The 26,716-nt window shown below is 37.1% G+C and carries 24 protein-coding genes; 18 read left to right on the top strand and 6 right to left on the bottom strand.

Annotated elements, in window-relative coordinates; translation table 11 throughout:
- Positions 1-2: 2 nt before the first annotated feature.
- Positions 3-1,670 (bottom strand): DUF262 domain-containing protein, encoded by a 1,668-nt coding sequence (locus tag FJR05_RS05520; protein WP_174783585.1) that lies wholly within the window; start codon positions 1,668-1,670, stop codon positions 3-5.
- Between the two features lie 281 nt (positions 1,671-1,951).
- Here FJR05_RS05520 and FJR05_RS05515 point away from each other — a divergent pair, with 281 nt between their 5' ends.
- From FJR05_RS05515 to FJR05_RS05495, 5 genes are all read left to right on the top strand, one after another.
- Entirely contained in the window at positions 1,952-4,063 is a 2,112-nt protein-coding gene (locus tag FJR05_RS05515) for a TIGR00300 family protein (protein WP_168643198.1), read from the top strand.
- Between the two features lie 88 nt (positions 4,064-4,151).
- On the top strand, positions 4,152-4,769 hold the full coding sequence (locus tag FJR05_RS05510; protein WP_168643197.1) for a hypothetical protein: 618 nt from the start codon (positions 4,152-4,154) through the stop codon (positions 4,767-4,769).
- Positions 4,770-4,805: 36 nt separating this feature from the next.
- Positions 4,806-5,045, top strand: coding sequence for a type II toxin-antitoxin system HicB family antitoxin (locus FJR05_RS05505; RefSeq protein WP_168643196.1), 240 nt, complete (start codon positions 4,806-4,808; stop codon positions 5,043-5,045).
- Positions 5,045-5,266, top strand: a complete 222-nt coding sequence (locus FJR05_RS05500) for a type II toxin-antitoxin system HicA family toxin (RefSeq protein WP_168643195.1) — start codon at positions 5,045-5,047, stop codon at positions 5,264-5,266. The genes FJR05_RS05505 and FJR05_RS05500 overlap by 1 nt, the downstream gene beginning before the upstream one ends.
- A gap of 76 nt (positions 5,267-5,342) precedes the next feature.
- Positions 5,343-5,621, top strand: coding sequence for a UPF0175 family protein (locus tag FJR05_RS05495; protein ID WP_168643194.1), 279 nt, complete (start codon positions 5,343-5,345; stop codon positions 5,619-5,621).
- Between the two features lie 550 nt (positions 5,622-6,171).
- Here FJR05_RS05495 and FJR05_RS05490 read toward each other — a convergent pair.
- Positions 6,172-8,196 carry a bifunctional serine/threonine-protein kinase/formylglycine-generating enzyme family protein gene (locus FJR05_RS05490; protein WP_168643193.1) on the bottom strand — a complete coding sequence of 675 codons (2,025 nt, stop codon included), beginning with the start codon at positions 8,194-8,196 and terminating at the stop codon, positions 6,172-6,174.
- 108 nt (positions 8,197-8,304) lie between these two features.
- Here FJR05_RS05490 and FJR05_RS05485 point away from each other — a divergent pair, with 108 nt between their 5' ends.
- Together FJR05_RS05485 and FJR05_RS05480 are read left to right on the top strand one after the other, a co-directional pair.
- Complete coding sequence (locus tag FJR05_RS05485) at positions 8,305-9,081, top strand: Uma2 family endonuclease (protein WP_168643192.1); 777 nt, start codon at positions 8,305-8,307, stop codon at positions 9,079-9,081.
- A 48-nt stretch (positions 9,082-9,129) separates the two neighbouring features.
- The gene (locus tag FJR05_RS05480) at positions 9,130-9,636 is read left to right on the top strand and encodes a DUF2085 domain-containing protein (protein ID WP_168643191.1); all 507 of its coding nucleotides are present in this window, start codon (positions 9,130-9,132) and stop codon (positions 9,634-9,636) included.
- 39 nt (positions 9,637-9,675) lie between these two features.
- Here FJR05_RS05480 and FJR05_RS05475 read toward each other — a convergent pair whose 3' ends face one another.
- Positions 9,676-10,515: a DUF4351 domain-containing protein gene (locus FJR05_RS05475; protein WP_168643190.1), complete on the bottom strand. Its 840-nt coding sequence runs from the start codon at positions 10,513-10,515 to the stop codon at positions 9,676-9,678.
- A gap of 379 nt (positions 10,516-10,894) precedes the next feature.
- On the opposite strand from FJR05_RS05475, the gene FJR05_RS05470 reads away from it, so the two are divergent.
- The 8 genes from FJR05_RS05470 (at position 10,895) to FJR05_RS05435 (ending at position 18,745) form a co-directional block, all read left to right on the top strand.
- Positions 10,895-12,928, top strand: a complete 2,034-nt coding sequence (locus FJR05_RS05470; RefSeq protein WP_217385527.1) for a multicopper oxidase family protein — start codon at positions 10,895-10,897, stop codon at positions 12,926-12,928.
- Positions 12,929-13,353: 425 nt separating this feature from the next.
- Complete coding sequence (locus FJR05_RS05465; protein WP_168643189.1) at positions 13,354-15,744, top strand: dynamin family protein; 2,391 nt, start codon at positions 13,354-13,356, stop codon at positions 15,742-15,744.
- Positions 15,737-16,246, top strand: coding sequence for a hypothetical protein (locus FJR05_RS05460; RefSeq protein WP_168643188.1), 510 nt, complete (start codon positions 15,737-15,739; stop codon positions 16,244-16,246). Before FJR05_RS05465 ends, FJR05_RS05460 begins: the two co-directional genes overlap by 8 nt.
- Positions 16,247-16,261: 15 nt before the next feature.
- Positions 16,262-17,506 carry a hypothetical protein gene (locus FJR05_RS05455; protein ID WP_168643187.1) on the top strand — a complete coding sequence of 415 codons (1,245 nt, stop codon included), beginning with the start codon at positions 16,262-16,264 and terminating at the stop codon, positions 17,504-17,506.
- The gene (locus FJR05_RS05450; protein WP_168643186.1) at positions 17,506-17,673 is read left to right on the top strand and encodes a hypothetical protein; all 168 of its coding nucleotides are present in this window, start codon (positions 17,506-17,508) and stop codon (positions 17,671-17,673) included. The genes FJR05_RS05455 and FJR05_RS05450 overlap by 1 nt, the downstream gene beginning before the upstream one ends.
- A gap of 42 nt (positions 17,674-17,715) precedes the next feature.
- Positions 17,716-18,003 (top strand): hypothetical protein, encoded by a 288-nt coding sequence (locus FJR05_RS05445; RefSeq protein ID WP_168643185.1) that lies wholly within the window; start codon positions 17,716-17,718, stop codon positions 18,001-18,003.
- Positions 18,003-18,398, top strand: a complete 396-nt coding sequence (locus FJR05_RS05440) for a type II toxin-antitoxin system VapC family toxin (RefSeq protein WP_168643184.1) — start codon at positions 18,003-18,005, stop codon at positions 18,396-18,398. Before FJR05_RS05445 ends, FJR05_RS05440 begins: the two co-directional genes overlap by 1 nt.
- Positions 18,399-18,448: 50 nt before the next feature.
- Entirely contained in the window at positions 18,449-18,745 is a 297-nt protein-coding gene (locus FJR05_RS05435) for a hypothetical protein (RefSeq protein ID WP_168643183.1), read from the top strand.
- 250 nt (positions 18,746-18,995) lie between these two features.
- Here FJR05_RS05435 and FJR05_RS05430 read toward each other — a convergent pair whose 3' ends face one another.
- Positions 18,996-21,446 (bottom strand): ATP-dependent Clp protease ATP-binding subunit, encoded by a 2,451-nt coding sequence (locus tag FJR05_RS05430; RefSeq protein WP_168643182.1) that lies wholly within the window; start codon positions 21,444-21,446, stop codon positions 18,996-18,998.
- Between the two features lie 243 nt (positions 21,447-21,689).
- Between FJR05_RS05430 and FJR05_RS05425 the strand changes: the two genes are divergently transcribed.
- Positions 21,690-21,986 carry a DUF3288 family protein gene (locus FJR05_RS05425; RefSeq protein WP_168643240.1) on the top strand — a complete coding sequence of 99 codons (297 nt, stop codon included), beginning with the start codon at positions 21,690-21,692 and terminating at the stop codon, positions 21,984-21,986.
- A 71-nt stretch (positions 21,987-22,057) separates the two neighbouring features.
- On the opposite strand, the gene FJR05_RS05420 is transcribed toward FJR05_RS05425, so the two are convergent.
- Positions 22,058-23,524 (bottom strand): MlaD family protein, encoded by a 1,467-nt coding sequence (locus tag FJR05_RS05420; RefSeq protein WP_168643181.1) that lies wholly within the window; start codon positions 23,522-23,524, stop codon positions 22,058-22,060.
- Positions 23,525-23,575: 51 nt separating this feature from the next.
- Positions 23,576-24,367, bottom strand: coding sequence for an ABC transporter ATP-binding protein (locus tag FJR05_RS05415; protein ID WP_168643180.1), 792 nt, complete (start codon positions 24,365-24,367; stop codon positions 23,576-23,578).
- A gap of 83 nt (positions 24,368-24,450) precedes the next feature.
- Here FJR05_RS05415 and FJR05_RS05410 point away from each other — a divergent pair, with 83 nt between their 5' ends.
- Both FJR05_RS05410 and FJR05_RS05405 read left to right on the top strand, forming a co-directional pair.
- The gene (locus FJR05_RS05410; RefSeq protein WP_168643179.1) at positions 24,451-24,846 is read left to right on the top strand and encodes an MAPEG family protein; all 396 of its coding nucleotides are present in this window, start codon (positions 24,451-24,453) and stop codon (positions 24,844-24,846) included.
- A gap of 359 nt (positions 24,847-25,205) precedes the next feature.
- The gene (locus tag FJR05_RS05405) at positions 25,206-26,582 is read left to right on the top strand and encodes a DUF697 domain-containing protein (protein ID WP_174783590.1); all 1,377 of its coding nucleotides are present in this window, start codon (positions 25,206-25,208) and stop codon (positions 26,580-26,582) included.
- The last annotated feature ends 134 nt before the right edge of the window (positions 26,583-26,716 follow it).

Here is a 26,716-nt window from a genome sequence, read left to right as displayed (position 1 = left end):
GGTTATTGGACTAATTTACTTAACATCTCATTTTGTCTTGTTTCCAGTATGGTTGTATTCCATTCCTGATAAATTGCGAAAATCCTACCGCTTGGAAAAATATCCATTCTACCTTTCAAATATCGTTCTTTTTTTTCTTGAAAATCAAGATTGCTTAAGGTTGAATTTTTTCGTGTGCTAATCAAAACAAGATTTGCTAACTTATTTATCCAATTTTTTCTTTCATCATCTGTAAATACTGATTTCCATTCACTAGAATCTTTGGGATTTTGCGGTAAAATATGTTCTACACTTATAGTTCTATAACTTGAAAGATGAACTATATGATCCATATTCAAATATTCATATTTTAAGAGGATGTATTTTGCAAATTGTTTTCCGTAAATTTCTCCATTTAAAGTTTTATATAATTCAGTCTTATTTACATCAAATATAGTTTTATTTGATAAAACATCCTGGGAATTGTTACTTTTTTCAATCTCTTTCAAAATTCTACTCATATTATCACTACGTTGAGTAGGAGTGTATTGTAAAATCCAATCACTACTGAATTTATATTCTAATTCTTTCAAAAATTCTAATAAATTTGAGCTTTTAAACTTATAGTAAAATGCTAACAATGGTGCTATCCAATCACTAGAAGACAAACCAAAATTCATTATAGTCACAAGATTTTTATATTCGTTGTCTAGGTTTATTCCATGTGTATTTGTCAGAGTAATAATTTTATCATAGTTGTCTTTTGTAACTTCAATATAGTTAATACTTTCTTCGCCTTTTTTGAGTAGATTTTTCTTGTAAATATTTTCTTCAAATTCATCCAGTAAACTTAACCGAGCTTTTTGTTTAACCAATATAGTTCTTATAAAAGAGAGAAAACGATCAAATTCATTACCAAAATCTCCTTCAATTTCTTCCCATTTTTTTGCATAATTGTCACGGATTGTTAAATCAGAAATTTCACCGATATTGATTGATTTCAAAATATCAGAATTTGTTAATGGAGTTCCCCGATTGTTGAGTATAGTAAATAATCTAAAAGCATCTTCTTGATTTTCCGTAGACACATATATCAATACTGGTTTTAATCCAAGATAAGCACCAAAATTTTCTATTTCATGCGATTCTTTTTCTGAAAAGAATTTTTGCATTGTTAAAATAGCATTTGCAATATGAGATATAGAAATATTTTGATCTTTACAATAATCTCCAATTTTTATGTCTTTAGTCCCATCTTTTTTAGCAATATATTCATTAATGAATTTTTCTACATTATCTCGAATTTTATATATTATTCTTATTCTTTTTGGAACACCTCTAAATCTATCTTCTTCTTGAATTATTTTTTCATGGCAGGCATTTTTTAATCTTTCATTTTCTGTTATATCCCGTAAAACTGCCATCAAAATTAGAAAAGTTGTAAGTCTTTGTTGTCCGTCCAAAACTTCATATTCATTAAACTTTGTTTCCTGTGTTTTTTTCAAAACAAGTGAACCCAAAAAATATTCATTTTCACATTTTGTTTCAAAAGCAAACCAGAGATCATCGAGTAATTCATTTACGTTGTCATTTTCCCACACATAAGACCTTTGATATACAGGAATTATGAACCAAAAATCAGTATATATGGAATGAATTACTTTCTTTTCTGCAACTATTTTGTGTGCCATAATGATTGAATTTCCTTATAAAATACAAAATCTATACTTAGCTTAGTATATAAATACGCTTTTGTATACAAGGTTATTAGCAACACTATAACATCCCCCATAACACATTTTTCCTCCTACCGCTCACATTGTCCCTAGCAGTAATAGAATAGGAACGATCGCCTTATAAAGCCTACCAAGAAGAGAAGGTAGAGGTTAAGTAACAGATTTGACAGAATTGGATCACCAAAACTCTGTATCCAGAAGACATTAGTAGCATTTTAGAAGTTAGTAAGATTTTTATGGTTTCCCAAATTCGTTTTTTGATGTGCGCTCCTGACCATTATGATGTGGATTATGTGATTAATCCTTGGATGGAAGGGAATATTCATAAGTCCTCACGCGATCGCGCTGTGGAGCAATGGAATAAATTATACCATGTAATTAAAGATCACGCCATTGTTGATTTAGTTGCCCCTGAAAAAGGCTGGCCTGATATGGTATTCAGTGCCAATGCGGGTTTAGTCCTCGGTGAAAACGTCGTTCTTAGCCGCTTTTTACATAAAGAACGTCAAGGTGAAGAACCGTATTTTCAACAATGGTTTGAAAATAATGGCTATAATGTATACACTCTTCCTAAGGACCTCCCCTTTGAAGGTGCTGGAGATGCACTCCTAGACCGAGAAGGGCGTTGGTTATGGGCTGGATACGGTTTCCGGTCAGAATTAGATTCTCACCCCTACCTGGCTAAATGGCTGGACATTGAGGTGATTTCTCTGCGGTTGATGGATGAGCGGTTTTATCATCTTGATACCTGCTTTTGTCCCTTAGCAAATGGTTATTTGCTGTATTATCCCGGTGCGTTTGATTCCTACTCCAACCGCGTCATTGAAATGCGCGTCGCACCGGAAAAACGCATCGCTATCACAGAAGCTGATGCTGTTAACTTTGCTTGTAATGCGGTGAATGTGGAAAGCATCGTGATTATGAACAAAACCAGTGAGAGTTTAAAATCACGGTTAGCAGAAGTTGGTTTCCAAGTTATTGAAACCCCGTTAACCGAATTTCTCAAAGCTGGTGGTGCGGCTAAATGCTTGACTTTGCGGGTAACAGAACCCATTGGTGATGAAATTCACGCTAATGTATCTGTAGAAAGTCGTGTCATTCGCATGGAAGGACACTTATTAGATGCAGGTTTAATTAACCGCGCTTTAGATTTGATTGTGGAAATGGGGGGAAGTTTCCAAGTTCTCAAATTCAACTTGGGAGAACAACGTCAAAGTACATCTGCGGCTGAGGTGAGGGTATCTGCTCCATCTCACGAGGTGATGGAAGAAATTATCTCCCAGTTGATTGATTTGGGTGCGGTTGATTTACCCCAAGATGAGCGCGATACTAGGTTAGAACCTGTAATTCAAGCGGGTGTAGCTCCTGATGATTTCTATGTCAGCACGATTTATCCGACTGAAATTCGGGTAAATGGGGAATGGCTGAAGGTGCAAAATCAACGCATGGATGGAGCGATCGCTATTTCCACAACTGCCAATGGTATAGTAGCAAAATGTAAACTCCTCCGTGATTTAGAAATCGGCGATAAAGTGGTTGTGGATGTATTGGGTATCCGCACCGTCCGCAAAGCTGAATCACGAGAACAACGCAACTCCCAAGAGTTTAGCTTTATGTCTTCCGGTGTTTCCAGTGAAAGACGGGTGGAATTAGTCGTTGAACAGGTGGCTTGGGAGTTACGTAAAATTAAGGATAGTGGCGGTAAAGTAGTTGTCACAGCCGGTCCTGTGGTAATTCACACCGGCGGTGGTGAACATCTCTGTCGCTTGGTTCGGGAAGGCTATGTACAGGGTCTTTTAGGCGGAAATGCGATCGCTGTTCATGACATGGAACAAAACCTGCTAGGAACATCCCTGGGTGTGGATATGAAGCGGGGTGTAGCTGTGCGGGGTGGACACCGACATCATTTGAAGGTAATTAATACTATCCGCCGTTTTGGTAGCATTGCTAAAGCAGTAGAAGCGGGAGTTGTCAAAAGTGGGGTAATGTATGAATGTGTGAAAAATAACATTCCCTTCTCCCTGGCTGGTTCAATTCGGGATGATGGACCTTTACCCGATACCCAAATGAACCTGATTTTAGCACAACAGGAATATTCGCAAATCATCCAAGGTGCAGACATGATTCTGATGTTGTCTTCGATGCTGCATTCTATTGGGGTGGGAAATATGACTCCTGCGGGTGTGAAGATGGTTTGTGTGGACATTAATCCGGCTGTGGTGACAAAATTGAGCGATCGCGGTTCAATAGAATCTGTAGGTGTAGTCACAGATGTGGGTTTATTCCTCAGTCTGTTAACTCAGCAATTGGATAAATTGACGAGTCCTTATGTTGCTAATGTAGGTTAAAGTCAATTATCAATCTTGTGGGGTGGGCATCTTGCCCGCCACCATTTCAGATAACATTTTAATATAATTATTATTGCAGGTAGGAACTATGGGAAAAATACAAATAATTGACTCTAATCAATCCTACACATTTGCTGATTATTTCAAATTGAATTATGAACCAGATGAAATTATAGGATATTTTGGGTATAAATTTCAATTACAATCTCTAACTTTACCAACAACTCAACAAAACTTAGAAAGATTAACAGACCTAAAAAATCGTATTGAAGAAAGTTTACCCTATATTAGTTTAACCAGTGAAACCGCTAGGAGAGAATTTTTAATTGCTCCTGTAATTATGGAACTAATTCACTATACCCATGCTAAAGTTAGAGTAGAGTATGGGTTAAATATCAATAATCAATTAAAAGGAGTTGTTGATTATTATATTAAAGCTGACAATCAATTATTAGTTATTGAAGCTAAAAATGCCGATTTAGAAAGAGGAATTGTCCAATTAGCTGTAGAATTAATTGCCTTTGATAATTGGTCTCCTATTGATAATCCTATTCTGTATGGTGCAGTTTCTATTGGTAATATTTGGCAATTTGTAATTTTACATCGTGAATCAAAAGAAATCACTCAAGATTTAAACCTTTATCGTGTAACCAATGATTTAGAAATTTTAATGAGAATTTTAGTGGCTTTAATGAAGAATTTTTAGGCTATTTACACATTTTTCAGCAAAAAGGTTAACTAAATGCAAACCCTAATTCGACTCAAAATTGAAAAATTTATTGAAGATGAACAAGAATATTTTGTAGCTACCAGTGATGATTTACAAGGTTTAGTGGCAGAAGGTAAAACAGTACAAGAAGCCATAGAAATTGCTGAAGATGTAGCTAAGGTATTATTGGAATTGGAGAAAGAAAAAAATCATAATTTTCATTTACAAGATGTACCTTCTCAATTTGAATATCCGTTAATTATGGAGGTATAATGGGAAGATTAGCGGGTTTTTCTTATCGAGAAGTAACGAGAAAGTTAGGAAAGTTGGGGTTTGAGTTTTACCGTGCAGCTAAGGGAGATCATGAAATTTGGTTTAATGCAGCAACAAATCAAAAAACAACCATTCCGCATCATCGAGAGATTAAGGAAGGAACACTAAGAAGTATTTTAAAACAAGCTCAGATTGATGTTGATATTTTTCTTGATGTTTAGTTATTATTTACTCAAAATATTGCTTAGGAATTTTTCTTCACGCATTGCAAGCTAACAAATAAACAAATGTGATTTTATGACTAAAATAGAGTTTACCATTCCCATCCATAGCGTCACAGACACTATCAGAAAAGAAGCAGAAAATAAAGCTAAAGAAGCTTATGTAATGACACTACTAAAACACGGAGAAATTAGTAGTGGTAAAGCTAGTCAATTATTCCTCATTTCTCGATTAGATATGATTGAGTTAATGTCTAAATATGATATATCTCTTTTTGACGATAGTATGAGTTTAGAGGAATTTCAGTCAGAAATCAATCAAGTGAGAATGGGGTTAAAAGCAAATAATTTATGATTATTGTTTCTGATACAACCCCATTAAGCAGGAGAATATTAAAAATTGTCAGAATCAGGATGTCCAGGATTTAAGGATTTTCAGGATGTGGGTTTGATTTTTTATTTTTAGGATTTAAGAATTTATGATTAAGGTTAATATATACGAACAGAATTTAAGTCATTCAACATTGTTAAACATAAAATTCTCAAAATAAAAATTATAAATACTCAATTCATTTAAACTAATTTAGGAATGGGAATATGGACATGACAAAAATCCTGAAAATCCTGTTCGCGCAGCGTTAGCCATTTATGACAATATTGAATATTCATTTTCACGCAAAGACGCAAAGGAAAACCAGAAATTTATCAATAACATCCTGTAAATCCTAAAATCCTGGATATCCTGATTCTGACAATTTAAAAAATGTGTGCTATCCTAAGCAAAGACACCACAATCTGCTTTATTGTCGAAAGAAAAAATTTTATTTTTCCGCCTAACGGCGGGGGTTAAGAAGGGAAAAGAGAAAGAAAAGAAAAGGGCAAAAGAGCAAGAGTGTAAAGGGCTACTAAGTCTTCGCCGCACCACTACAAACAACCCGAAAACCAATATTGCTGTAGTTGCTGCCGAGGCCGTTGAGGCCGCGAACAGCAGAACGGCAATAAACAGGATAGTAGTTCCACGAACCACCGCGCAGCAGCTTTGTACGGCTTTGCCCTGTCAAGGCACTACCATCTGTAGAGGCGTTATTATAACTATTTATATAATTATCCTGACACCATTCCCACACATTACCGTGCATATCATACAAACCAAAAGCGTTAGGGGGAAAAGAACCTACATCTGTAGTTTGTTGACGATACTGGCCTTTTGGTGCAGAAGCATAAGTGTAATTACCATCATAGTTTACCAATTCTGGGGTAATACTTTCACCAAAATAAAATGGTGTAGTAGTTCCGGCTCTACAAGCATACTCCCATTCAGCTTCACTGGGTAATTTATAGTTTTTTCCTGTTTTTTGACTTAACTTTTCACAGAATGTAACTGCATCATTCCAACTGACTTGTTCAACTGGGCGATTATTGCCTTTGAATCCAGAAGGGTTACTACCCATGATAGCTTGATATTGTGCCTGTGTCAATTGATATTTTCCCATGAAGAAACTAGGAACAGTAACTTGATGTTGGGGACTTTCGTTTGAATTCCTTCCTGCTTCGTTTTCCGGTGAACCCATGATAAATGTTTCTCCTGGGATTTCCACCATTTCCAATGTCACACCATTTCCCAAATCTTCTGCGAAATATTTTGCGCTTTCATTCCGTCGGTTAATGATGTTTCCGGTTGCGTTGGTGCTGACCACTTCAAAACTAAAGGTTTTCAGGTTATTTGAGGAAGTTGTATTCTCAGGAGTTGATGTATTTTCAGGAGTTGGTGTATTTTCAGGAGTTGGTGTATTTTCAGGAGTTGCTGTATCTGAAATTGAGGTTTGATTTTGCTTCCCAGAAAATAAATTTTGTCCCATAAATGCGACAGTTACACCACCTAAAAATAATCCTCCATAGATAAAACCGCGACGATTTATTGTAGTTGGAGAATTTCCCGAAATTTGATTTTGAGAAATTTGATTTTGAGAACTTCCAGAATTTCCTGAAATTTGATTTTGAGAAATTTGATTTCCCCCTGGAGGTACATAAATAGTAGGAGGAATTTGTATATCTTTGATAACTTTATCCGCAGATTGATACCGTTCTTGAATCTCAATTTTCAGCAACTTATCTAAAACTTTCCCTAAATCCTGATCTACAGGACTAGGTAAATATTGTCGCCAATTATTCACCCAACTAAAACCATTTATTGTCCAAAGTTGAAAAGGTGAATCTCCTGTTAATAAATGAAAACAAGTTGCACCTAAAGCAAATAAATCACTGGCTGGATAAGCTTCACCACCTTGTATTTGTTCCAATGGACTATACCCATAAGAACCTATTTGTGTTCCTATTTGGGTGTGAACTGTGGTAGTTAATTGTTTCGATGCCCCAAAATCAATTAATACCAACTTACCATCACTGGCTCGGCGCATGATATTCTGTGGTTTAATATCCCGATGAATAACCTGGCGCTCATGAATAAACTTTAAAGATGGTAATAAATCTAGTAATAATTCCCGAATTTGGGTTTCCTTGTATTTTCCCTTTAATTCTAATTCATCTAATAAATTCTCCCCTTTAATAAACTGTTGTACCAAATAGAGAAAACCATTATCTTCAAAATAAGCAAACAGCGTTGGTATTTGCGCGTGTTCTCCTAAATCTTGTAAGCGTTTAGCTTCTTCAATAAATAATTCTGTGGCTTTTTTTAAAGCGTAAGTTCCTGACTGTTTAGGTGCAAGTTGCTTGATTACACAAGTTTCATTGAGTTTCTGGCTATCTTCCGCTAGATAGGTTCTCCCAAAACCACCTTCAGCAGAAAGCACCCGCAATACTCGAAAGCGATTGATTAATAATGGTATTAACGGGGTTCTGCAACTTTGACAAAACTCGTTATCATCAGGGTTGATAGGTTGGGAACAATCTGGGTTTAAGCAGCAAATCATAAACTGTGATAGATGACTGTATAACCTTTATAATACAATATTCAGTAATTCCGCGCTCCCTATTCTCTGATATAATACTAAATAAACAACTGCAATCTTTTAAACAGTATGAGTGAAACCCTGGCTGATATTGCTATACCACCGCAGTTTCCTGATCATACTCAACTACCAGAGTCTGATGGTACTTTCGTGAAAAACTTTCAAGAACATCCTCAAAGTATAATTATCACAGATTCCATAATTCAAACTTTACAAAAGTTACATCCTGATGGACAATTTTGTATAGGTCAAGATTGTGGGATTTATTGGCGCGAAACTGAACCACCAGAAAAAGGTACAGTAGCACCAGACTGGTTTTATGTCCCTGATGTAGCACCACAATTAGCAGGTAAAATTCGCCGTTCTTATGTTTTATGGCGGGAATATATTCCTCCATTAATTGCTATAGAATTAGCTAGTGGTAATGGTGAAGAAGAAAGAGACACAACACCTCTACCGGGTTTAAAAGAAGGTGAAAAACCTGGTAAATTCTGGGTATACGAGCGCATTATCCGCGTTCCCTACTATGCTATTTATGAAATTAATAATGGCAAATTAGAAGTTTATCATTTGGTTGATTTTTCTTACCAAAAAATGCAGCCTAACGAACGCGGACATTATCCTATTCTGCCATTAGGTGTGGAATTAGGACTATGGCAAGGAAGTTATTTAAATAATCCTGAACAACTGTGGCTACGCTGGTGGGATTTAGATGGTAATTTATTATTGGTAGGTAAAGAAGAAGCTCAATTACAAAAATTAAGGGCTGAACAAGCAGAACTTAAAGCTGCACAATTAGCTGAACGTCTACGGAAAATGGGTATAAATCCAGATGATGATTTATAATTATTTTGAGTATTGAAGAAAACGAAACACAAAGGACACAGAAAAAAGATGCAACGGGCAATTTTATCAAGAGATTTACAGATTAGACAAGTTAATTGGATGAGTTTTTTTGCTGATTTCCTGTTAGCTGGTATGGTTTTTGGCCCCCCTATTGCTCCTTTTTTAGCTGCGTCTGGTGTGTTTTTGCTTCCGGGTATTGCGGACATTATTTACTTCATGGGTAATCATGTATGTCCACAGCCTACTATGGGTTTGGAGTTATCTCCACCGTTTATCATGGCGGTTTGTATGCGCTGTTATGGCACGGTTTCAGGTCTATTGATAACTCGGATTTTGTATGCTTTAACTAAAGGAAAAGGCGTTTTTTGGTTAAATCAATATGGTTGGAATGGTGCGGTATTTGCTACTGTGTTAATGATGGCTTATCCGTTGGAGTTAGCAGCACAAGTTTTCGGTTTGTGGAATTTTAATAATTATATTGTTACCCCTTTTGGTTTGATTACAGGTTTGGCTTGGGGTTTATTTACTATGCCGATTTTGCATTTTCGCAGATGATAAAGTTGGTTGGGTTGCGAAACCCAACACCACAAATTATTAATTCTGATGATCTTGTTGATTTAACCAAGTTACTAAATCAGAAACCTCAGAAATATTAAACAACGCTGCACCTAAATTTTCTAACTGTTCTACAGGTAAATTTTTGACTCTTTCAACTATTAAAGAATCAAGTTCCCCAAACCGTTGATTAAGTAAAAACAAACAAAATTTCAGTTCTCCTTTCAGTTCTCCTTTTCTTTCACCTTTCTGCAAAATATCCTGATAAATGACTGATTCTTGCATAATATCCTCACTTAACAATTGACGAATAAAGTCTTTCTCAAACCGCAAACCAGCTAAAATTTCTGTGTAAGCTGCAATATCCTGTTTAGTCTCCCTATCTGCAATTTTAGCAACATTCTGGGAAACCTGAGATAACAGGCTTTGGGGTGAGTTTGTCTGTGTTAATGGTGCTAATGGTAATAATGCCAGATTATCGAGAAATAAAGCTGAATCTTGCTCCCACATTCTGATTACGCGATAACGGTGATGTGTGGTTTCATTGATGTATGCTTCCGTAAAAGCGATTTCGTCCGTTGTTTCTTGCAAGAAAATCACTACTTGAGTTACAGGAACTTGATATGTACGGATTAATCTCACTGAATAGTCTAATTCCCTAAAAGGAATCGGAGGTTTAGATTGTGGATTAGTTTGAAATTCAATATGTAAAATGCGATTTTCTGTTTGTAAGAATGTGACAAAATCAGCGCGAATTGGTTCTATACTCAATTCGGTTTTTAAGACTTCGATGGTTTTTGGTGCTTGGGGAAGCAACCAACGAGCAAAATCAAAGGGATATTTTTCTGCTAGTAGTTTACAAACGTTGTCAAAACTCACGCGGTTATTTGGGGTTATTAATATTTAGATGATAATTGTAATTATATAAATAAAAAGAAACTAAGCATAATGAAGTTTCTCATATTTACTGAAGTTTTGTTACAAAAACTATTTACTTAGCAATGAAAGTAAATAAAAATAAAGTAGCAAAGTATTTACAACTACACTTGTATATGATTATTATCTTAATTGGTATAAAAGTTGCTACATCAAGCAATAAAGTAGGTGTCAATAAAAAGACCATTTGTGGTTAAAGAGCGATAGCGCAGCGCTCCGTAGGAATCGCCCACCAAGTTATCAAAGAAACATCAATAATTCCATCTCTCTCTCTTCCCTGTTGTTTGAAAGTAACGTCATAAAAAATCAGGAAATTCTCAAAATGTCTAAATACAACTGTCATTATCCAGACTTGATTAGAGCCTGGAAAGTGCTTGCTTTCACGGCTTTTGTTTCAGTATTAATGATATTCTCAGCGCAATCTGTACAAGCAGAACCAGCAGAACGCATCTTTGAAAACCCACCGCTGTTGGAACTCCATAAGCAAGACATCCCTAAGACAAAACCGGATGGTCAGGTCGAGTTTGATCTCAGCGTTAAATATACTAGTGGCGAAATCTACAATCCGACAACAAACCACGATGACAAAGTGAACTTACGTAGCTATGTTGGCACTGGTACTAGCACGGAAACACCTTATGTTGGACCGACCATCGAGGTCAAACCAGGCAACACCGTGCGAATCAACCTAAAAAACGAACTACCGCCGAATTTTAGTCTTCGTTGCCAAGACTTACGTGAGCCAGGTAATGAGAATCAGCCTAATTGCAACAACCACAACCGCACGAATTTGCATTCTCATGGCTTATGGATCAGTCCAACCGGCAATAGTGACAATGTGCTATCAGTCCTCGATCCGACAGTTACCTTCCAATATGAATACAACATTCCCCTTGACCATCCTGCTGGCACGTTTTGGTATCACCCCCATCTACATGGTTCAACAGCACTCCAAGTAGCTAGTGGTATGTCCGGCGCTCTGATTGTGCGCGGCGATCGCTTGCCAAGCAAAAGTGCTAATGGCGACATTGACACCTTACTGAAGAAAGCCGATATCAAAGAACAAATCTTACTTTTCCAGCAAATCCAATACGCCTGCTTGGACGAGAACAACAATGTAAAGTGGAATTGTCAACCCGAAGAGACTGGTGAAATCGAATCTTACAAAGGGTTATTTAGCCCCAGATCCTGGATTGATTCTAAACGCTACACCAGCATCAACGGTCAAGTTCTACCAACTTTCACAGCCGAACCCGGCAAAATCGAGCGCTGGCGGATGATTCATGCAGGTGTCCGCAACACCATCAACCTAGAGTTTCGTAAGTTGAAAGATAATGCACCTACACTAAAAGATTATCTTCAAGACAAAACAGCAGACAACACAACTGACAGTTACAAGAAGAAATATTGTCCGAGTACAAATGAAACCCTGCCTTACCACATCATCGCCGATGACGGACTGACCAGATCCGCAGCATGGGAAACCAAATTAACTACCTTGCAGCCTGGCTACCGCAACGATGCACTGGTAGTTTTTCCTCAAGCAGGTGGTTACTGTGTAGTTGATGCACAAGCCCCAGCATCCGAAAGTGTCACTCGAGAGGAAGAGAAAAGCCAACTGTTGGGTTTCGTTAATGTTATTGATCCTAACGCTGGGGTTAATAACACGTCAAAACTGCCAGTGTTTTACATTGAAGACAAGGACATTCACAAGTATCTGACAAATAAACTTGTTGCTGCTGCTCGTGATCTTTCCATTCCTTCGATGGAAGAGAAGATTGTAAACGACCTGAAAAACGGGCTGAAACTTACAGCCTTTATGCCTCATCTTGATGTTCAAGATAGCGAGGTCAATGGCTATCAGGAATTGGCTTTTTCTATTGATAATCGGGGTTTTCTAGTCAGCAATGACATAGGCAATGACCCCAAATTAGAGCCTTACGATCACAAGCGCATTGATCGGACGCTGACGCTAGGCAAAGTGGAGGAATGGACTTTGCAATCAAACGTCGCTGGACATCCGTTCCACATCCATGTGAATCCTTTCCAGATCGTCAAAATCCTTGACCCGCAGGGTAATGATGTCAGTTTGCCAGACGCGAAAGATGGTGTCGAAGGAAAAATCGATCCAGAATATCGGGGGCTGAAAGGCGTATGGAAAGACACCATTTGGGTAAAAGGCCCTAAGTCGAAGACAGAGCGTTACACCATCGTCATCCGCACCCGTTACGAACGTTATATCGGCGACTTTGTGTTGCACTGCCATATTCTTGACCATGAAGACCAAGGCATGATGCAGAACGTCAGTATTGTTATTCCAAAAGCTGTGAGCGCAAAAACTGCCAGTCACAGTTAAATAGGCGGTTCACAGCCAATACTTGTCGGTTAAGCTCAAACATTGAAATTACGTAGGTTGGGTTGACGCAAGGAAACCCAACATTTATAAGCATTTGTTGAGTTTTACTATCGTTCAACCCAACCTACATTTCCTTAACTGAACAGTATTGAAACTTATTCACATTTCATGATCTTCACTGAAATTTTGTCACAAAAATTATTTACTTAGCAATGAAAGTAAACAAAAAATAAACGAGAAAAGTATTTACAACTACGCTTGTACATGGTTATTATGTTAACGGGTATACAAGTTGCTACATCAAGTAGTGAAACAGATTTTCTTAAAAAGACCATTTATGGTTAAATGATCCAAAACAATTAGAAAGGCCACTGCTACCAGAACACTGGAAACAAGAACTTTTAATAATTAGAGAGGTAAACCAAGTGAAACTGAATATTGATGCCAAATTAAACAACGCCCGCACTTTATTAAACGAATTAGGTAACTCAATTGCTAATTTAGTTAATTCCTCTCCTGATGTATTTGCAGATCCGGGAATTAAATCAGCTTTAGACGGTTTTTTAGATGCTTTTGAAGAAGCAGTAGAAAGATTAGAAAATCCCAGTTTTCGTATAGCTACCATTGGTACAACATCCTCTGGAAAATCAACCATAGTTAATGCTTTAATAGGGCGAAAAATTGCCCCTATAGACGCAGAAGAAATGAGTGGAGGAGTTTTAACACTTAAACATTCTCAAGATTCAAAATTAATTATTGAAAAAACACAAAATGCTGCTTGGGAAACTGGAGAATGGACGGGATTAACTGATGATGACTTATATCAACGTATTCGTTCAGTTATGAACTCCTATCATGAAGCAAGACAAAAACGCGAATATGTAGCACCACAAATAACAGCTTATGTTCCTTTATTACCAGCTTGTGATTCTAATTTATTAGGTTTACCTCCAGGAATAGGAGTAGAATTAATTGATTTACCTGGTTTAAAATCAGTGCAAGATCGGACTAATTTGGCAACTATTCAACAGCAAGTTAATAAGACTTTTAGTTTAGTGGCTTTGGACTATACACAGGTAGATGATAGCCATAGAAAACGATTATTAGAAGAATTAAAAAAGGTAGTTGAATATTTACAAGGTCGTACAGACTCGATGATTTTTATTTTAAATCGAGTTGATCGTCGGACTGAAAATGATTTACCTTTAAAAGTGAGAATTAATAAGTTAAGAGCAGAAATTAAAGAAGTTTTATCACTTCCTGAACTTCCAGATGTTTTACCTTTTAATGCTCTGCTTTTATATTATGCCCAATGTGCTTGGGGTGCTGGTGCTTTAAATGAACCTTCAACAGTTGATCAAAAAACAAGATTAGAATTGTTGAAATATATGTTTAAAAATTGTGCAAATACTTTAGGAGAACATACTGAGAATAACTGGGATTTAGAGGACTGGTTTCGAGACATTAAAAGACAGGTATCTCGAGGAATTTCTATCAATGATGAAACTATGTTAAAAATTCTAATCTATGCTTTAGAATGGAGTGGAGGCAAGGAACTATGGCAACTTTTTAAGGAAAGAGTAGAAAAATCATTTACTGAGTTGGTCATATTTCCTGCTGTAATTTCATTACATAAACAGTATAATGATTTATCAGAGAAACTTAATACCCTAATTATTACCAGAAAATTAGAATCTAAGGAAGAAATAGAACAAGAAAAGGCAAATGTTCAAAAAATTAGTCAGAATTTACAAAGTTATACAAAAAAAGCAATAAATGAATTTAGCAATGAAATAAGTACACTAATAAAAGAATTACAAAACTTGCAAAAAAACAATAAAGTTAATACATATAAATATATCAGAGATACAAATCTTCAAAAATTTCAAAAAATTATTGAGAGTGTCAATGAAATAGAAAAAGACTTAATATCATCCTTAATTTTTCCTATAATAGATGCTTTAAAAAATAATCATGGTAGCTATGATCTTCAGGATAAATTAAATGAGGTAATTAATCCTCAATTAGCAAGACATATTGCAGAAGTATATGATAAATTAAGTAGAGAATTATTAACAGGTGGATTTGATAAACAACCAGGGTATCTTATCAAAAAAGTACGTTTAGATAATAAAAAGGATGTTCAAGAACTTGATCATATAGAACGGCGTGTTAGGTTAATTTATGCAACTGTAAGAAATGCCATAGAAGCAAGAAGTCAATTTTTAATGCAATCTAAAGGACAATATTTTATATCAGTCTTGGATAATTTCATAGAAACATCATTTAAGCATCAATCGCTAACTTTTGTAAATACAGTATTATCAGTGATGAATCTTGATGAAGCTATTATTAATAACTTCATTAAAAAGTTACCTCCAACTTCACCAAATTTACCTGACGAGTTTTTTAATATTCCTCTTAATGTTCAAATATATGAAGGTACTGACAAAGACGGAAGTTGTGGCAGTAAGGCTGATAAGTATAATGATAAAAAATATAAATACCTAAAAATACCAGATATAGACGCAATGGGGAAACAGTGGTCAGATGGTATTGCAAAAGCAAAGAATAATTTATGGGATATATTCCATGATTGGATGATTAAACAATTAAATTCAGCAAGTAATGTATTTTCTGAATCAGTTAATGAAATTTCTGATTTTGCTGAAAGGATATTAAATGAACAATTCAGTATTATTCAGGAGGAAATAGAAAAACAGGAACGTTGGCGAAAATTTGAAATTGAAAAAGATAGCATTGCAGAGATTTTCAAAAATTTACAATCTATTTATGGAGAAAATAATCATGTGTAATTTACCAGCAGTATTAGCAAGATTACTGAATAAAAAAAATCAAAATTTATCACCATCTAACGGTATAAATAGGAATAAGCAAAGTCATATTTTAGAGATAATAGATCAAGATAAACAACAAGTTCTCATTTTAGTAATAAATTCACTGAAAAAAGATTTTGTTGAATCCTTAGAGACACAAGGAAAAATAGAAGCTCAAGATTGTGATCAACTGTATCGCGCTACTCAGACCTTATGGTTAGGTAATAAAGAAAGCGATTCTTCAAACTTAAATTATCGTTTTGAGAATCCTAAGCAATTTGTAGTTCAACAACAAGAGGACTCAGAATATGATGTTTACTTAATCAAAATAGAATTAGATGATCCTCATCCTGGATTTAAACCTAATGTGAATCAAATTGAAAGAATGTCAGCTTTTCGTACATTAGCTGGTTCAAGTGTTGAAATTTCGCTGAGATTAACAGTAGAAGTGTTTATAGACACAGGCGTTTACAACTGCTAAATAATAGGATTTACGATGCTAATTGATACAACTCTTTTATTAAATAGTCCAGAAATTATCCAAGGTTTACTAGATGGTTCACTGACTCGCTATGGTAGTGTAATTAGATATTCTAAAGGTACAGAAAAAGCAGGTCAAATTATTAGCCATTTAGCAGAAACACCAGGATTAACCAATAAATTAATAGATGCTGGATTTTCCCCCACATTAGGAGGAGTTGATGTTATTAGTCAAGGTTTAAATTATCACAAATTAATGGGAATTGAAAAAAGCTTATCTTCAGTTATTGGATTAACTCAAATAGCTGCTGGTGCAAGTGTTTTAAACCTGGGAGTAAGTATTGCTGGTTTTGCTTACATGGGTTATAAATTACATCAAATTCAAAATTCTTTAAACAATCTTCAGCAATTTGTAGAAAAAGAATTTGCAATTGTTAAAGAACGCCTAGAGATAATCTCAGGACAACTTGCCTATTTATATCTATTAGTAGAAGATAATCGCCAAAAACAACAAAATTTAGCAAAAGCAATTTCTCATATTCAACAAGCAATGATAATAAAAGAAATTGCCTCATTAAATGCCGAATTAAACGACAGAAAACTATTTCCGAACGAATCACCTAGAGAATGTTTAAAAGTTGCTAATAGAGTACGTTTATTTTTATCAAATCAAGCATTACAAATTAATCCAGTATTAGATGCAGAATTAATGCTAAATACAGATATTGCTATTCAAGGTTGGGCGGTAGCAACAGCAACAGAAGCTAACTTATTATTAGAAATTGGACAACATCAAGAAGCTAGAGAATTATTAACAATAGAAGTAGATAAATTTCAACAAATAGCCCAAAACTGGGCAACTCAATTAATTACAGACGAAAACCCTTATTTATCTACAACCTATCGCTTTACACATTCTCGTTTTCAAGAACATATTACACCAGAAAGAGTAGAAAGAATTACCCAAATTTACCCCCAAGATTATACATTATCTGCTGAAGATATTCGCCGCAAAAAAACTAATATAGATGTAGAATTTCAAATGTCCTATAATGAAAAATGGGATGAAACATGGACACATCGGCAAATTGCTATAGCTGAATATTTAGATACCCTCAGCGAACTTTTAGCGAGATTAGACAGCTTACAATCTTTTGCCGTTTTATGTGAAAATCAGAATGTGAAAAGTAGTAACGATATTCTTCCTGATAATAATGCTGAGACAGGCTTGTATGTAATAATGATAAATCCGCAAGACTAATGGATAAAATCTACAGGTATGCCAAATTATTGATAAAATTTGATTTAGCTGCTCATTTAACAGCGTTAATTCAAGAATTTTACACTCAACCGCCAATTGATGATATTACGGATGATGATATTATGGCAGAAATCAAAGCTGTGCGTCAGCAAAACCGCCCAACATGAAATTTCTGGTAGTCATTGACACTAAAATGAGGATAAATAAACATGAAAATTAGAGGGATAAAGCGCGGTCAAACTATTGAGATATTAGAGCAAATAAATAACATTCCAGATGGAACAGAAATAATAATAGATTTGGAATTTATTGAAAAGCAAATATCTGAACCCCAAATAACTTTAACAGCAGAAGAGAAATTAGCTAAATTAAATAAGTTATTTGGAACTTGGAAAAATCAACCAGATTTAACAACAATATTTGCAGAAATTGACCAACAACGCCATGCTTATCAAGGTAGAAATATTGACTCAATTGATAATCAGGATAACGGCTAATGTACTTGTTAGACACTAACATTTGTATTGCACTGCTAAAAGAGAACACCCAAGTAGCTAAAAAATTTAATCGCTACTTTAGCCAGTGTTATCTATCTACAATTATAGTTGCAGAACTTTATAAAGGCGTTTATTATTCTCAACAGGTAGCTAAGAATCTAGAAACTTTAGAACAGTTTACTGACCTATTGCTTATAGAACAGTTTGACTTAGATGCAGCTATTGAATTTGGCAAGATTCAAAGCGAACTCAAAAAAATTGGTAAACCAACTGGAGAATTAGATGCTTTAATTGCTGCTGTTGCTCGTTCTCGCAATGATATTATCGTAACTAATAATATCAAAGATTTTATCAATATTCCCAATTTGCAATTAGAGAACTGGTTAGAAAATTAGATGCAAAATTTTACTTACCCCGGAAAACCATTAAAAAAGGTGGGTTAATAATGGTGATGATAGATTTATCTAAAATAGCTGAACAAACACCAACACAAAATATTAATTTAGCTTTAAAGTTTTTACCAAAGCTACCAGCAGAGGCTTATTCAGCATTGCAACATATAGAAGTAATAGCTTCACCTGAAGATTGGCAAAAAATCACCTATCAAATAGCACGTACTTTAGTAGATGCTCAATATGAAATCACTCATCGTCAAATTATGGAACAAATGAAGGTAGATAATTTAGATGAGATAGAATCTGATGATGATATTTTAGCCGCTGCTTTGAAACTTACGAGTTAATTTATATTCCGTTAGTCCTGGACTGATTCTTGATGATGAAACAGCAGGTAATGTCATAGTGATTGAAATTCTCAATGCTATCTAAAATTACCTATCTTCTTCTTTCTTCTTCCCTCTTCCTTCGCGCTCTTCGCGTCTTCGTGGTTCATTTAATCCATATTATTCTGTAAAAAAACCATAAAAAAAGGTGGGTTAACAATAAAGTCACCCACCCATCAAAATAATTTACCGATATTGTCGAAATCCCGAATTAACCCACATTAGTTAATAACAACTCACGGGTTTCTGATTTTCTGACTTTTACCTGGCCATCATCGTCTACATCCACAATGGCTTTATCTCCATCTGCAATTTCCCCAGATAGAATCGCTTCCACCAAAGAATCTTCCAAGAGACGCACAATAGCACGGCGTAATGGTCTAGCACCGTAGCTAGGATCATAGCCTTCTTGGACAACCTTCTCTTTAAAGGCTTCTGTCACTTCTAAGACAATATTCTTATCTTTGAGGCGACTACCAACATCACGCAGCATGATTTCAGCAATTTGCTTGACTTCATCTTTGTTGAGTTGAGTGAAGACGATAATATCATCAACACGGTTGAGGAATTCGGGACGGAAATAGGCTTTGAGTTCTTCGTTAACTAGGTTACGAATGCGATGATAACTAGCGTCTGCTGCATTATCAAATTCAAATCCTAAGCTGCTACCACCTTTTTCAATTACCTTAGAACCGATATTAGAAGTCAAGATAATTAATGTATTCTTGAAGTCTACTTTTCGACCTTTAGCATCCGTAAGATGACCGTCATCTAAGATTTGTAGCAGCATATTAAATACATCGGGATGCGCTTTTTCGATTTCGTCGAATAGCAACACTGTATAGGGTTTGCGCCGCACAGCTTCCGTTAGTTGTCCGCCTTCGTCGTATCCTACATAACCTGGAGGTGAACCAATCAACTTGGAGACGTTGTGGCTTTCCATGTATTCGGACATATCCAAACGCACCATTGATTCTTCCGAACCGAAGAAGTAAGCGGCTAAGGCTTTGGCTAATTCGGTTTTACCAACACCGGTTGGTCCAGAGAAGATAAAACTGGCAATGGGACGATTAGGATTTTTTAAGCCGACACGGGCGCGACGAATGGCGCGGGAAACGGCTGTAACTGCTTGTTCTTGACCGATCAATCTTGTATGTAAGGTGTCTTCCAGATGTAAAAGTAATTCAGATTCAGATTCAGTGAGTTTGTTGACGGGAACACCTGTCCACGAGGCGACAATTTGGGCGATGTCTTCTTCGTTGACGACGGGAGAGTTAACAGTTTCCTGATTTTCTTCTACATCGAGTCTGGCTTGCAGTTCTAATTCTTGTATCCGCAATTTACCGGCTTTACCAAAATCTTGGGTTCTGATGGCTTCTGATTTGGCTTTGGTAGCGGTGGTTAATTCGCGTTTGAGTTCCTTGTTTTTGGCAATGTGGGAGTGACGCAAGCGGACACGAGAACCAGCTTCATCAATTAAGTCAATGGCTTTGTCGGGGAGAAAGCGATCGCTAATATAACGATCTGCCAATTCAGCCGCCGCAATTACCGCTTCATCAGTAATATTAACTCTATGATGTTGTTCGTAAGCGCCGCGCAAACCATAGAGAATTTCAATAGTTTCTGCTACTGATGGTTCTCCTACCAAAACGGGCTGAAAACGTCGCTCTAGAGCCGCATCCCGTTCGATGTGTTGACGATATTCATCTAATGTGGTCGCACCAATACACTGGAGTTCACCCCTGGCTAAAGCCGGTTTGAGGATATTAGCTGCATCCAAACCGCCTTCTGTGCCACCTGCACCGACTAAGGTATGAATTTCATCAATCACTAAGATGATGTTCCCTGCGCTGCGGACTTCTTCCATGATTTTTTTGAGGCGTTCCTCAAAGTCACCCCGGAAGCGAGTTCCCGCCACTACAGAACCCATATCCAAACTAATTACTTGTTTATCAAGTAAAATTTCGGGAACGTCTTGATTGACAATACGTTGTGCTAGACCTTCAGCGATCGCTGTTTTTCCAACTCCTGGCTCACCAATCAAAACCGGGTTATTCTTAGTCCTCCGACCGAGAATTTGCACCGTTCTTTCAATTTCGTTCTGACGACCAACTACTGGGTCTAGTCTGCCCTCCTGAGCCAGTTTGGTGAGGTTTCTGCCAAACTCCTCTATGGATAAATTTTGATTGCGCTGGGAATTACTTCTACCACCAGTGACAACCGCCGTATCTTCACCCAATCGGCTCATTACCGCCGAACGGACGACAGGTAAATCCACTCCTAGATTTTGTAATACTTTGGCGGCGACTCCTTCACCAGCCTCCGTTAAACCTAATAATAAGTGTTCAGTGTTTATGTAATTATGTCCAAGACCGTGAGCCTCTCGGAAAGATTGCTCAAACAGGCTTTTGACTTTCGGGGTAAAAGGAATTTCCGGTGGGACAAACCCAGAACCCCGGCCAATTATTTTTTCTACTTCCCGACGGGCTTCTTTGAGGGTAACACCCAACTCAGCCAGCACCTTAGCAGCAACACCCGTTCCTTCTCCCATTAAACCCAGGAGAATTTGTTCTGTTCCTACAAAGTTGTGTCCCAGTCGTCGTGCTTCCTCCTGAGCTAACATGATTACCCTAATGGCTTCGGAAGTGAAGTGTTCAAACATAGCGGGTTCTTTCCCTCGTGCTGCTTGGTCTTTGGGTGAGATATAAGTTCACCCTTATCTAAAGTTTCTTGTATTTTCTTAAAGATAATGTATCTTTATTTTAAGCTGAATTGCAGTAGTGAGAGCCGTAAGTGACAAGGCGTAGTTGCCGTCATTCACTAGATTATGGTGGATAATTAGCAATGATCGAGATTTTGGCTCTTGAGTTGTTGATGGATTGCTAACTTCGTACAGGTATGAATGATGACAGAAATTCCCGGCGGTAAAGATCAACAACATCCACTCTACAACCGCGATCGCCCCCTTATTGATATTTTACTCGCTCAAGACGCAACCGATTACAATTTATCGGAATTAGCTAGACTAAAAATTCGCTATCAAGGTTTCCCCGGTGCGCGAGACATTCAAGTTAACTTAGATAAAGTTTTGCAACGCTGGGGTTTAACCGAATCTGAACTATTTGCCAAAACCCGTCAAATCCATGATACAGGCGGAATTTACAAAAGTCGTGGCAAAAAAGATGAGCAAGATTGGAACTGAGGAGTCAGGAGTCAGGAGTCAGGAGTCAGGAGAAAGAAAGAAGAAAGAAAGAGAAGGAGAAAATTCCTCCCCTACCCCCCTGCTCCCCTGCTCCCCTGCTCCCCTGCTCCTCTTTTTCCCTGTTCCCGATATTCTCGAAGTTTCTGGAGGAGTTGTTCTTGGGATAAATTGGGTTGTTCTGGAACTGGTTGGGGGGTTGTTTCCACTTTCTCTACTATTTTGGGTTGGGGATTGATTACTAAGTTTCGACTGCGCTCAACTACCGCTACTTGTTTTTGAGGAATAGGTGCGGTAATTACTACCTTGGATTGATTAGCATCAGCTTTGAGAGCATCTAGAGTTACAGCTACCTTGGTTTGTTCTTGGATGTCTTTGCTGGAAGAAACTAATTTACTCAGACCATTTACCAATCGCAGCATATTTTGACGGAACTTAGGATCACCCGTTAATTCATCTAAATCAGCGGTGATTTTTTGGGTATTTTCAAATGTTGCTCTTGCTGAATCTAAGGTTTGCTGCAATAAAACAATGTTTTTGGGATCATTTAAAGTTTTAGAAGCATCTTTTAAATTTACAGAAGCTTCGGCTGCATTTGCTGATAAGGTTTCTAAATTGGTTAATAATTGTCCTTGAGTTAAGCGATTAATAGCAGGTGATAAACTTGTAACCGTCTGTCTAAGTTGGTTGCTTGTCTCCGTCATACTATTTAAAGCACCAACCAAAGAAGAACGATTAGTGGTGATGAGATTGTCTAAATTTGTCAGTAAACGACCTGCTTGTTTAGCTGTGACGCTAAAATCTTTAGCTGTTGTCCCTAATTGATCTGCGGTTTTGGTAGTAGTTGCAGTTAATGTGGCTGTAGAGCGTTGTAATGTAGATGCTGTTCCAGAAAATACACTTATTTGTCCTTTGAAGGTTTTGCTCAAATCTTGTAAATCCTTACTTAAATCGGCGATATTAGTAGCAGCATTAGCCGAGGTTTCTAAGGTGCGATTCACATTTTTATAGAACTTTTCATTACTGTATTGAGCCGCAAAAATAGTTGATTGACGCATCAGTTCATCTACACTAATCCCAATTTCTCCTTTTAAGCGAGAACCATTACAAATAATCAAGCTAGAATTACAGTCTTTATCTAGAGGTTTGGCGGATAACTGCCCCGGTAAATCTCCTTTTGGAGTAATTTCAATAATATTTTCGCTAATTAATCCACTTTGATTAGCTTCAATGAGGGAGTTACTGGGAATAATTAAATCAGGGGAGTTAATTTGAATTTCCACATCAATCGCATTTGTTCCGGGTTGAACCTTGGTGATAGTTCCCACTTTCACACCTCGAAACCGAACCGCTGAACCCTTTTGCATTCCCCCAGCGTTAGCAAATTCGATAATTGCTTTGTAAGAAGTTTCTCCAGGGGTGATTCTATTTAACCACAGTAAAATTATTCCAAATGCACCTAACCCTACCAGGAGCAACAATCCTACAGAACCTTCTCTCATCATGCGTGCAGACGTGAAACTGCTAATTAGACTTCGCATTTATTCCTCCACAGATAGCGTTAAACTCAGCAATTTTCTTTAATTTGGTACTTAACCAGCTACTTGAATGGGGCCATTTACACTTCCACTCATAAATTGTCTAATTAGGGGATTTTCGGTGTGATCTAAGGCATCTACTGTACCTTGCCATTGGACTTTTCCTTGATAAAGAAATACTATTTGATCGGATGTCCGCCGAATAGTGCTTTCTTGGTGAGTGACAATGGAGTAGGTACTACAGACTCCTTGTGTATTTTGTAAGTCACGGATTAAGTCCTCAATTACCGTTGAGGCAATGGGATCTAATCCGGCTGTAGGTTCATCGTATAATAGAACCTCTGGAGTGTCTGTAGGACGTTGAGGATTTGACATAATAGCACGAGCAAAACTGACTCTTTTTCGCATTCCTCCAGAAAGTTCTGATGGGTAAAGGTGGCTAATATTTGCTAGTCCTACCAATTCTAATTTTTGATTGACTAATTCCCGAATGTGCGATCGCTTGAGTCGAGAATGCTGATAAAGTAGAAATCCAATGTTTTCCTCGACTGTCAGAGAGTCAAATAAGGCCGCTTGCTGAAATACCATGCCAATTCCCACAGGATCAGCAGCATCTTCTATTAAACCTTCTCTGCGGACTCCTTGAATATAAATTTCTCCCTCATCGGGTTTTAATAATCCGGCTATAATCCGTAAAACCGTTGATTTACCTGTTCCCGAAGGGCCAATTATTCCTAGTGCTTGTCCTCGGTATATCTTCAAATCAATATGATCTAAAACCTTATTGTTACCAAAAGTTTTAGAAATACCTTTTAATTCAATTAATGGTTCTAATGTTTCTATCATTGCTGGTTAGTAATTAATTAAATTCTCATCTGTCACCTATAATATTTTGTAAATAACGTTATTTTCCCATTTTACACAAGTTTATGTCTCCTTATCCTAGTTTAGTTACTGTTTCCGCACTTATACTATATCTTGTAGTGACAATTAATGTTGGTATAGCTAGAGCTAAATATAAAGTCCCTGTACCGCAAACTACAGGAAACCTGGATTTTGAAAGAGTGCTAAGGGTACAACAAAATACTTTGGAACAACTAGCTTTATTTATTCCTGGTTTATGGTTGTTTTCTATTTACGTTAGTCCTATTTGGGGTTCTGTGCTGGGTGCTGCTTGGATAGTAGGAAGAATTGCTTATGCTTGGGGATATTACCAAGCTGCTGAAAAACGCGGTCCTGGTTTTGCAATTGCTTCTCTCAGCGGTATGGTGCTAATTCTGGGTTCGCTAGTGGGGATTATTCTATCTATGGTGAAGCCCCAGTAAATCTAGTAGTCTGTCAACCCAAAAATGACGGGTGAAGGCAAGTAGGGGAAGTGGGGGAAGTGGGGGAGTAGGGGAGCAAAGAATAGAAGTTTTTTTATATTATTACCCGTCAAAACAAATTTGACTAACTACTAGAATAGAAGGATAGCGTTTGATTGCTGACCGCTGATGTTCACCTACTTAATTGGGTGAGGGTGGTAAACTTCAATCTGTCAAACTATTGTTTAAAGAACTTGTTTTAATGCCAAAAGTTCTAGAATAAATGAAGTAAAAGCTTTTTCATCGCGTGGAGAATCACAGTTGTGAAGTTACAGCGACCAATATTAGTGGGGGGACTAGGACTATCGTTCTCCCTGTGGATGTTAAACAGTTGGCATGATTCAATAGTGCAAGTGGGAGAATTCGGACTCCTGAGTGCTTTGGCTGTGGGTGGGGGTTTGTGGTTATTCAAAAAAAATCAACCCCAATTAGGTGAACAGCAAAATGATATAGTTGCAGATAGAGCAATTGTGGAAAGAGCGATCGCTCAAACCCAAGTAATAATTAATCAACTAACCCAAGAAGCAGCCAATCATCCTCACCTAGCAATTCTCCGCGAAAACCTCGCTAAATTGCCATTAGAACTCAATAGAAAGGAAATCGCTGTTACCGTTACTGGTGGTAAATCCGTAGGTAAAAGTACAGTTATTGAAGTTCTAAAAACTGCCCCAACCCTTTCAGAAATGTCTTTGCATTTTGCGGAAACAGCACCTTTATTTTCCGTAGCTGGTGAAAATTCTGATGTTGTCACCTTATCAGAAATCCAGAAATCTGATTTTGTCTTATTTCTGACCAACGGTGATTTAACAGATTCAGAATTTCAGGTTTTACAACAACTAAAAGCCGCAAAACAACCAAGTTTGCTGGTTTTCAACAAACAAGATCAATATCAACCTGATGAACGCGCTACAGTTCTCCAATCATTAAAACAGCGCATGGGTGCAAATATAGTTGCGACAGCAGCTTCTCCCGTACCTGTAAAAGTGCGAAAACATCAAGAAGATGGTTCTTTCCAAGAATGGATGGAACAACCAACGCCAGATATCCAGCAATTGACACAACAATTAATGGAGATTGTCCGACAGCAGGGAGAACAGCTAGTTTGTAATACGACAAATCGCCAAGTATTATTATTGAAAGCTGAAGCTAAAAATTGTTTAAATGGTGTCAGAAGAGAGCAAGCTACACCTTTCATAGAACAATATCAATGGATTGCAGCGGCGGCGGCATTTGCTAACCCCGTACCTGCTTTAGATATTCTCGCAACTGCGGCGATTACTGCTCAAATGGTGATAGATTTGGGTAATATATATCAGCAGAAAATTTCCTTAGAACAAGCGCAACAAGTAGCGGGAACTATGGGAAGTTTAATGTTGAAATTAGGTTTAGTGGAACTTTCCACTAGGGCCGTAACAGGTATTCTGAAAACTAATGTTGCTACCTTTGTCGCTGGAGGAATGGTAGAAGGAGTTAGCGCTGCTTACCTAACCAGAGTAGCGGGATTAAGTTTAGTTGAATATTTTGAACAGCAAGAAATCGCCTTAGAATCAGGAAGCGCTTTAAATCTCGACAAACTGCGTCAAGTTTTGCAAACCGTATTCCAGCAAAATCAAAAAATGGCTGTGTTGGAAGCTTTTGTCAAGCAAGGTGTAAAGCGGTTGTTACCAGAAGCAAAAACAGTGGAAGTTGTGGCTTAATTTCGATAATATTCAGATCCCCGACTTCTTTAAGAAGTCGGGGATCTCGGTAATGATATATTTAAATTCAATACCCGTGAATGAAATTGTCAAACTGCTTGTGGGGGAAGGATTTTCAAGTCTTTTTCTATATC

The organism is Dolichospermum sp. UHCC 0259, assembly GCF_009711935.1.
Taxonomy (GTDB): Bacteria; Cyanobacteriota; Cyanobacteriia; order Cyanobacteriales; family Nostocaceae; genus Dolichospermum.
The sequence above is the reverse complement of the archived record's forward strand: the minus strand, read 5'-3'. Positions and strand labels throughout refer to the sequence as shown.

What these genes read in the sequence shown, in the direction of transcription:
- FJR05_RS05515 (WP_168643198.1), top strand. Translation starts at nt 1,952, where the DNA reads ATGGTTTCCCAAATTCGTTTTTTGATGTGCGCTCCTGACCATTATGAT.
- FJR05_RS05460 (WP_168643188.1), top strand. Translation starts at nt 15,737, where the DNA reads ATGTGTAATTTACCAGCAGTATTAGCAAGATTACTGAATAAAAAAAAT.
- FJR05_RS05435 (WP_168643183.1), top strand. Translation starts at nt 18,449, where the DNA reads ATGGTGATGATAGATTTATCTAAAATAGCTGAACAAACACCAACACAA.
- FJR05_RS05480 (WP_168643191.1), top strand. Translation starts at nt 9,130, where the DNA reads ATGCAACGGGCAATTTTATCAAGAGATTTACAGATTAGACAAGTTAAT.
- FJR05_RS05405 (WP_174783590.1), top strand. Translation starts at nt 25,206, where the DNA reads ATGTTAAACAGTTGGCATGATTCAATAGTGCAAGTGGGAGAATTCGGA.
- FJR05_RS05420 (WP_168643181.1), bottom strand. Translation starts at nt 23,524, where the DNA reads ATGCGAAGTCTAATTAGCAGTTTCACGTCTGCACGCATGATGAGAGAA.
- FJR05_RS05495 (WP_168643194.1), top strand. Translation starts at nt 5,343, where the DNA reads ATGACTAAAATAGAGTTTACCATTCCCATCCATAGCGTCACAGACACT.
- FJR05_RS05440 (WP_168643184.1), top strand. Translation starts at nt 18,003, where the DNA reads ATGTACTTGTTAGACACTAACATTTGTATTGCACTGCTAAAAGAGAAC.
- FJR05_RS05485 (WP_168643192.1), top strand. Translation starts at nt 8,305, where the DNA reads ATGAGTGAAACCCTGGCTGATATTGCTATACCACCGCAGTTTCCTGAT.
- FJR05_RS05470 (WP_217385527.1), top strand. Translation starts at nt 10,895, where the DNA reads ATGTCTAAATACAACTGTCATTATCCAGACTTGATTAGAGCCTGGAAA.
- FJR05_RS05520 (WP_174783585.1), bottom strand. Translation starts at nt 1,670, where the DNA reads ATGGCACACAAAATAGTTGCAGAAAAGAAAGTAATTCATTCCATATAT.
- FJR05_RS05510 (WP_168643197.1), top strand. Translation starts at nt 4,152, where the DNA reads ATGGGAAAAATACAAATAATTGACTCTAATCAATCCTACACATTTGCT.
- FJR05_RS05410 (WP_168643179.1), top strand. Translation starts at nt 24,451, where the DNA reads ATGTCTCCTTATCCTAGTTTAGTTACTGTTTCCGCACTTATACTATAT.
- FJR05_RS05500 (WP_168643195.1), top strand. Translation starts at nt 5,045, where the DNA reads ATGGGAAGATTAGCGGGTTTTTCTTATCGAGAAGTAACGAGAAAGTTA.
- FJR05_RS05445 (WP_168643185.1), top strand. Translation starts at nt 17,716, where the DNA reads ATGAAAATTAGAGGGATAAAGCGCGGTCAAACTATTGAGATATTAGAG.
- FJR05_RS05455 (WP_168643187.1), top strand. Translation starts at nt 16,262, where the DNA reads ATGCTAATTGATACAACTCTTTTATTAAATAGTCCAGAAATTATCCAA.
- FJR05_RS05490 (WP_168643193.1), bottom strand. Translation starts at nt 8,196, where the DNA reads ATGATTTGCTGCTTAAACCCAGATTGTTCCCAACCTATCAACCCTGAT.
- FJR05_RS05430 (WP_168643182.1), bottom strand. Translation starts at nt 21,446, where the DNA reads ATGTTTGAACACTTCACTTCCGAAGCCATTAGGGTAATCATGTTAGCT.
- FJR05_RS05450 (WP_168643186.1), top strand. Translation starts at nt 17,506, where the DNA reads ATGGATAAAATCTACAGGTATGCCAAATTATTGATAAAATTTGATTTA.
- FJR05_RS05425 (WP_168643240.1), top strand. Translation starts at nt 21,690, where the DNA reads ATGACAGAAATTCCCGGCGGTAAAGATCAACAACATCCACTCTACAAC.
- FJR05_RS05505 (WP_168643196.1), top strand. Translation starts at nt 4,806, where the DNA reads ATGCAAACCCTAATTCGACTCAAAATTGAAAAATTTATTGAAGATGAA.
- FJR05_RS05415 (WP_168643180.1), bottom strand. Translation starts at nt 24,367, where the DNA reads ATGATAGAAACATTAGAACCATTAATTGAATTAAAAGGTATTTCTAAA.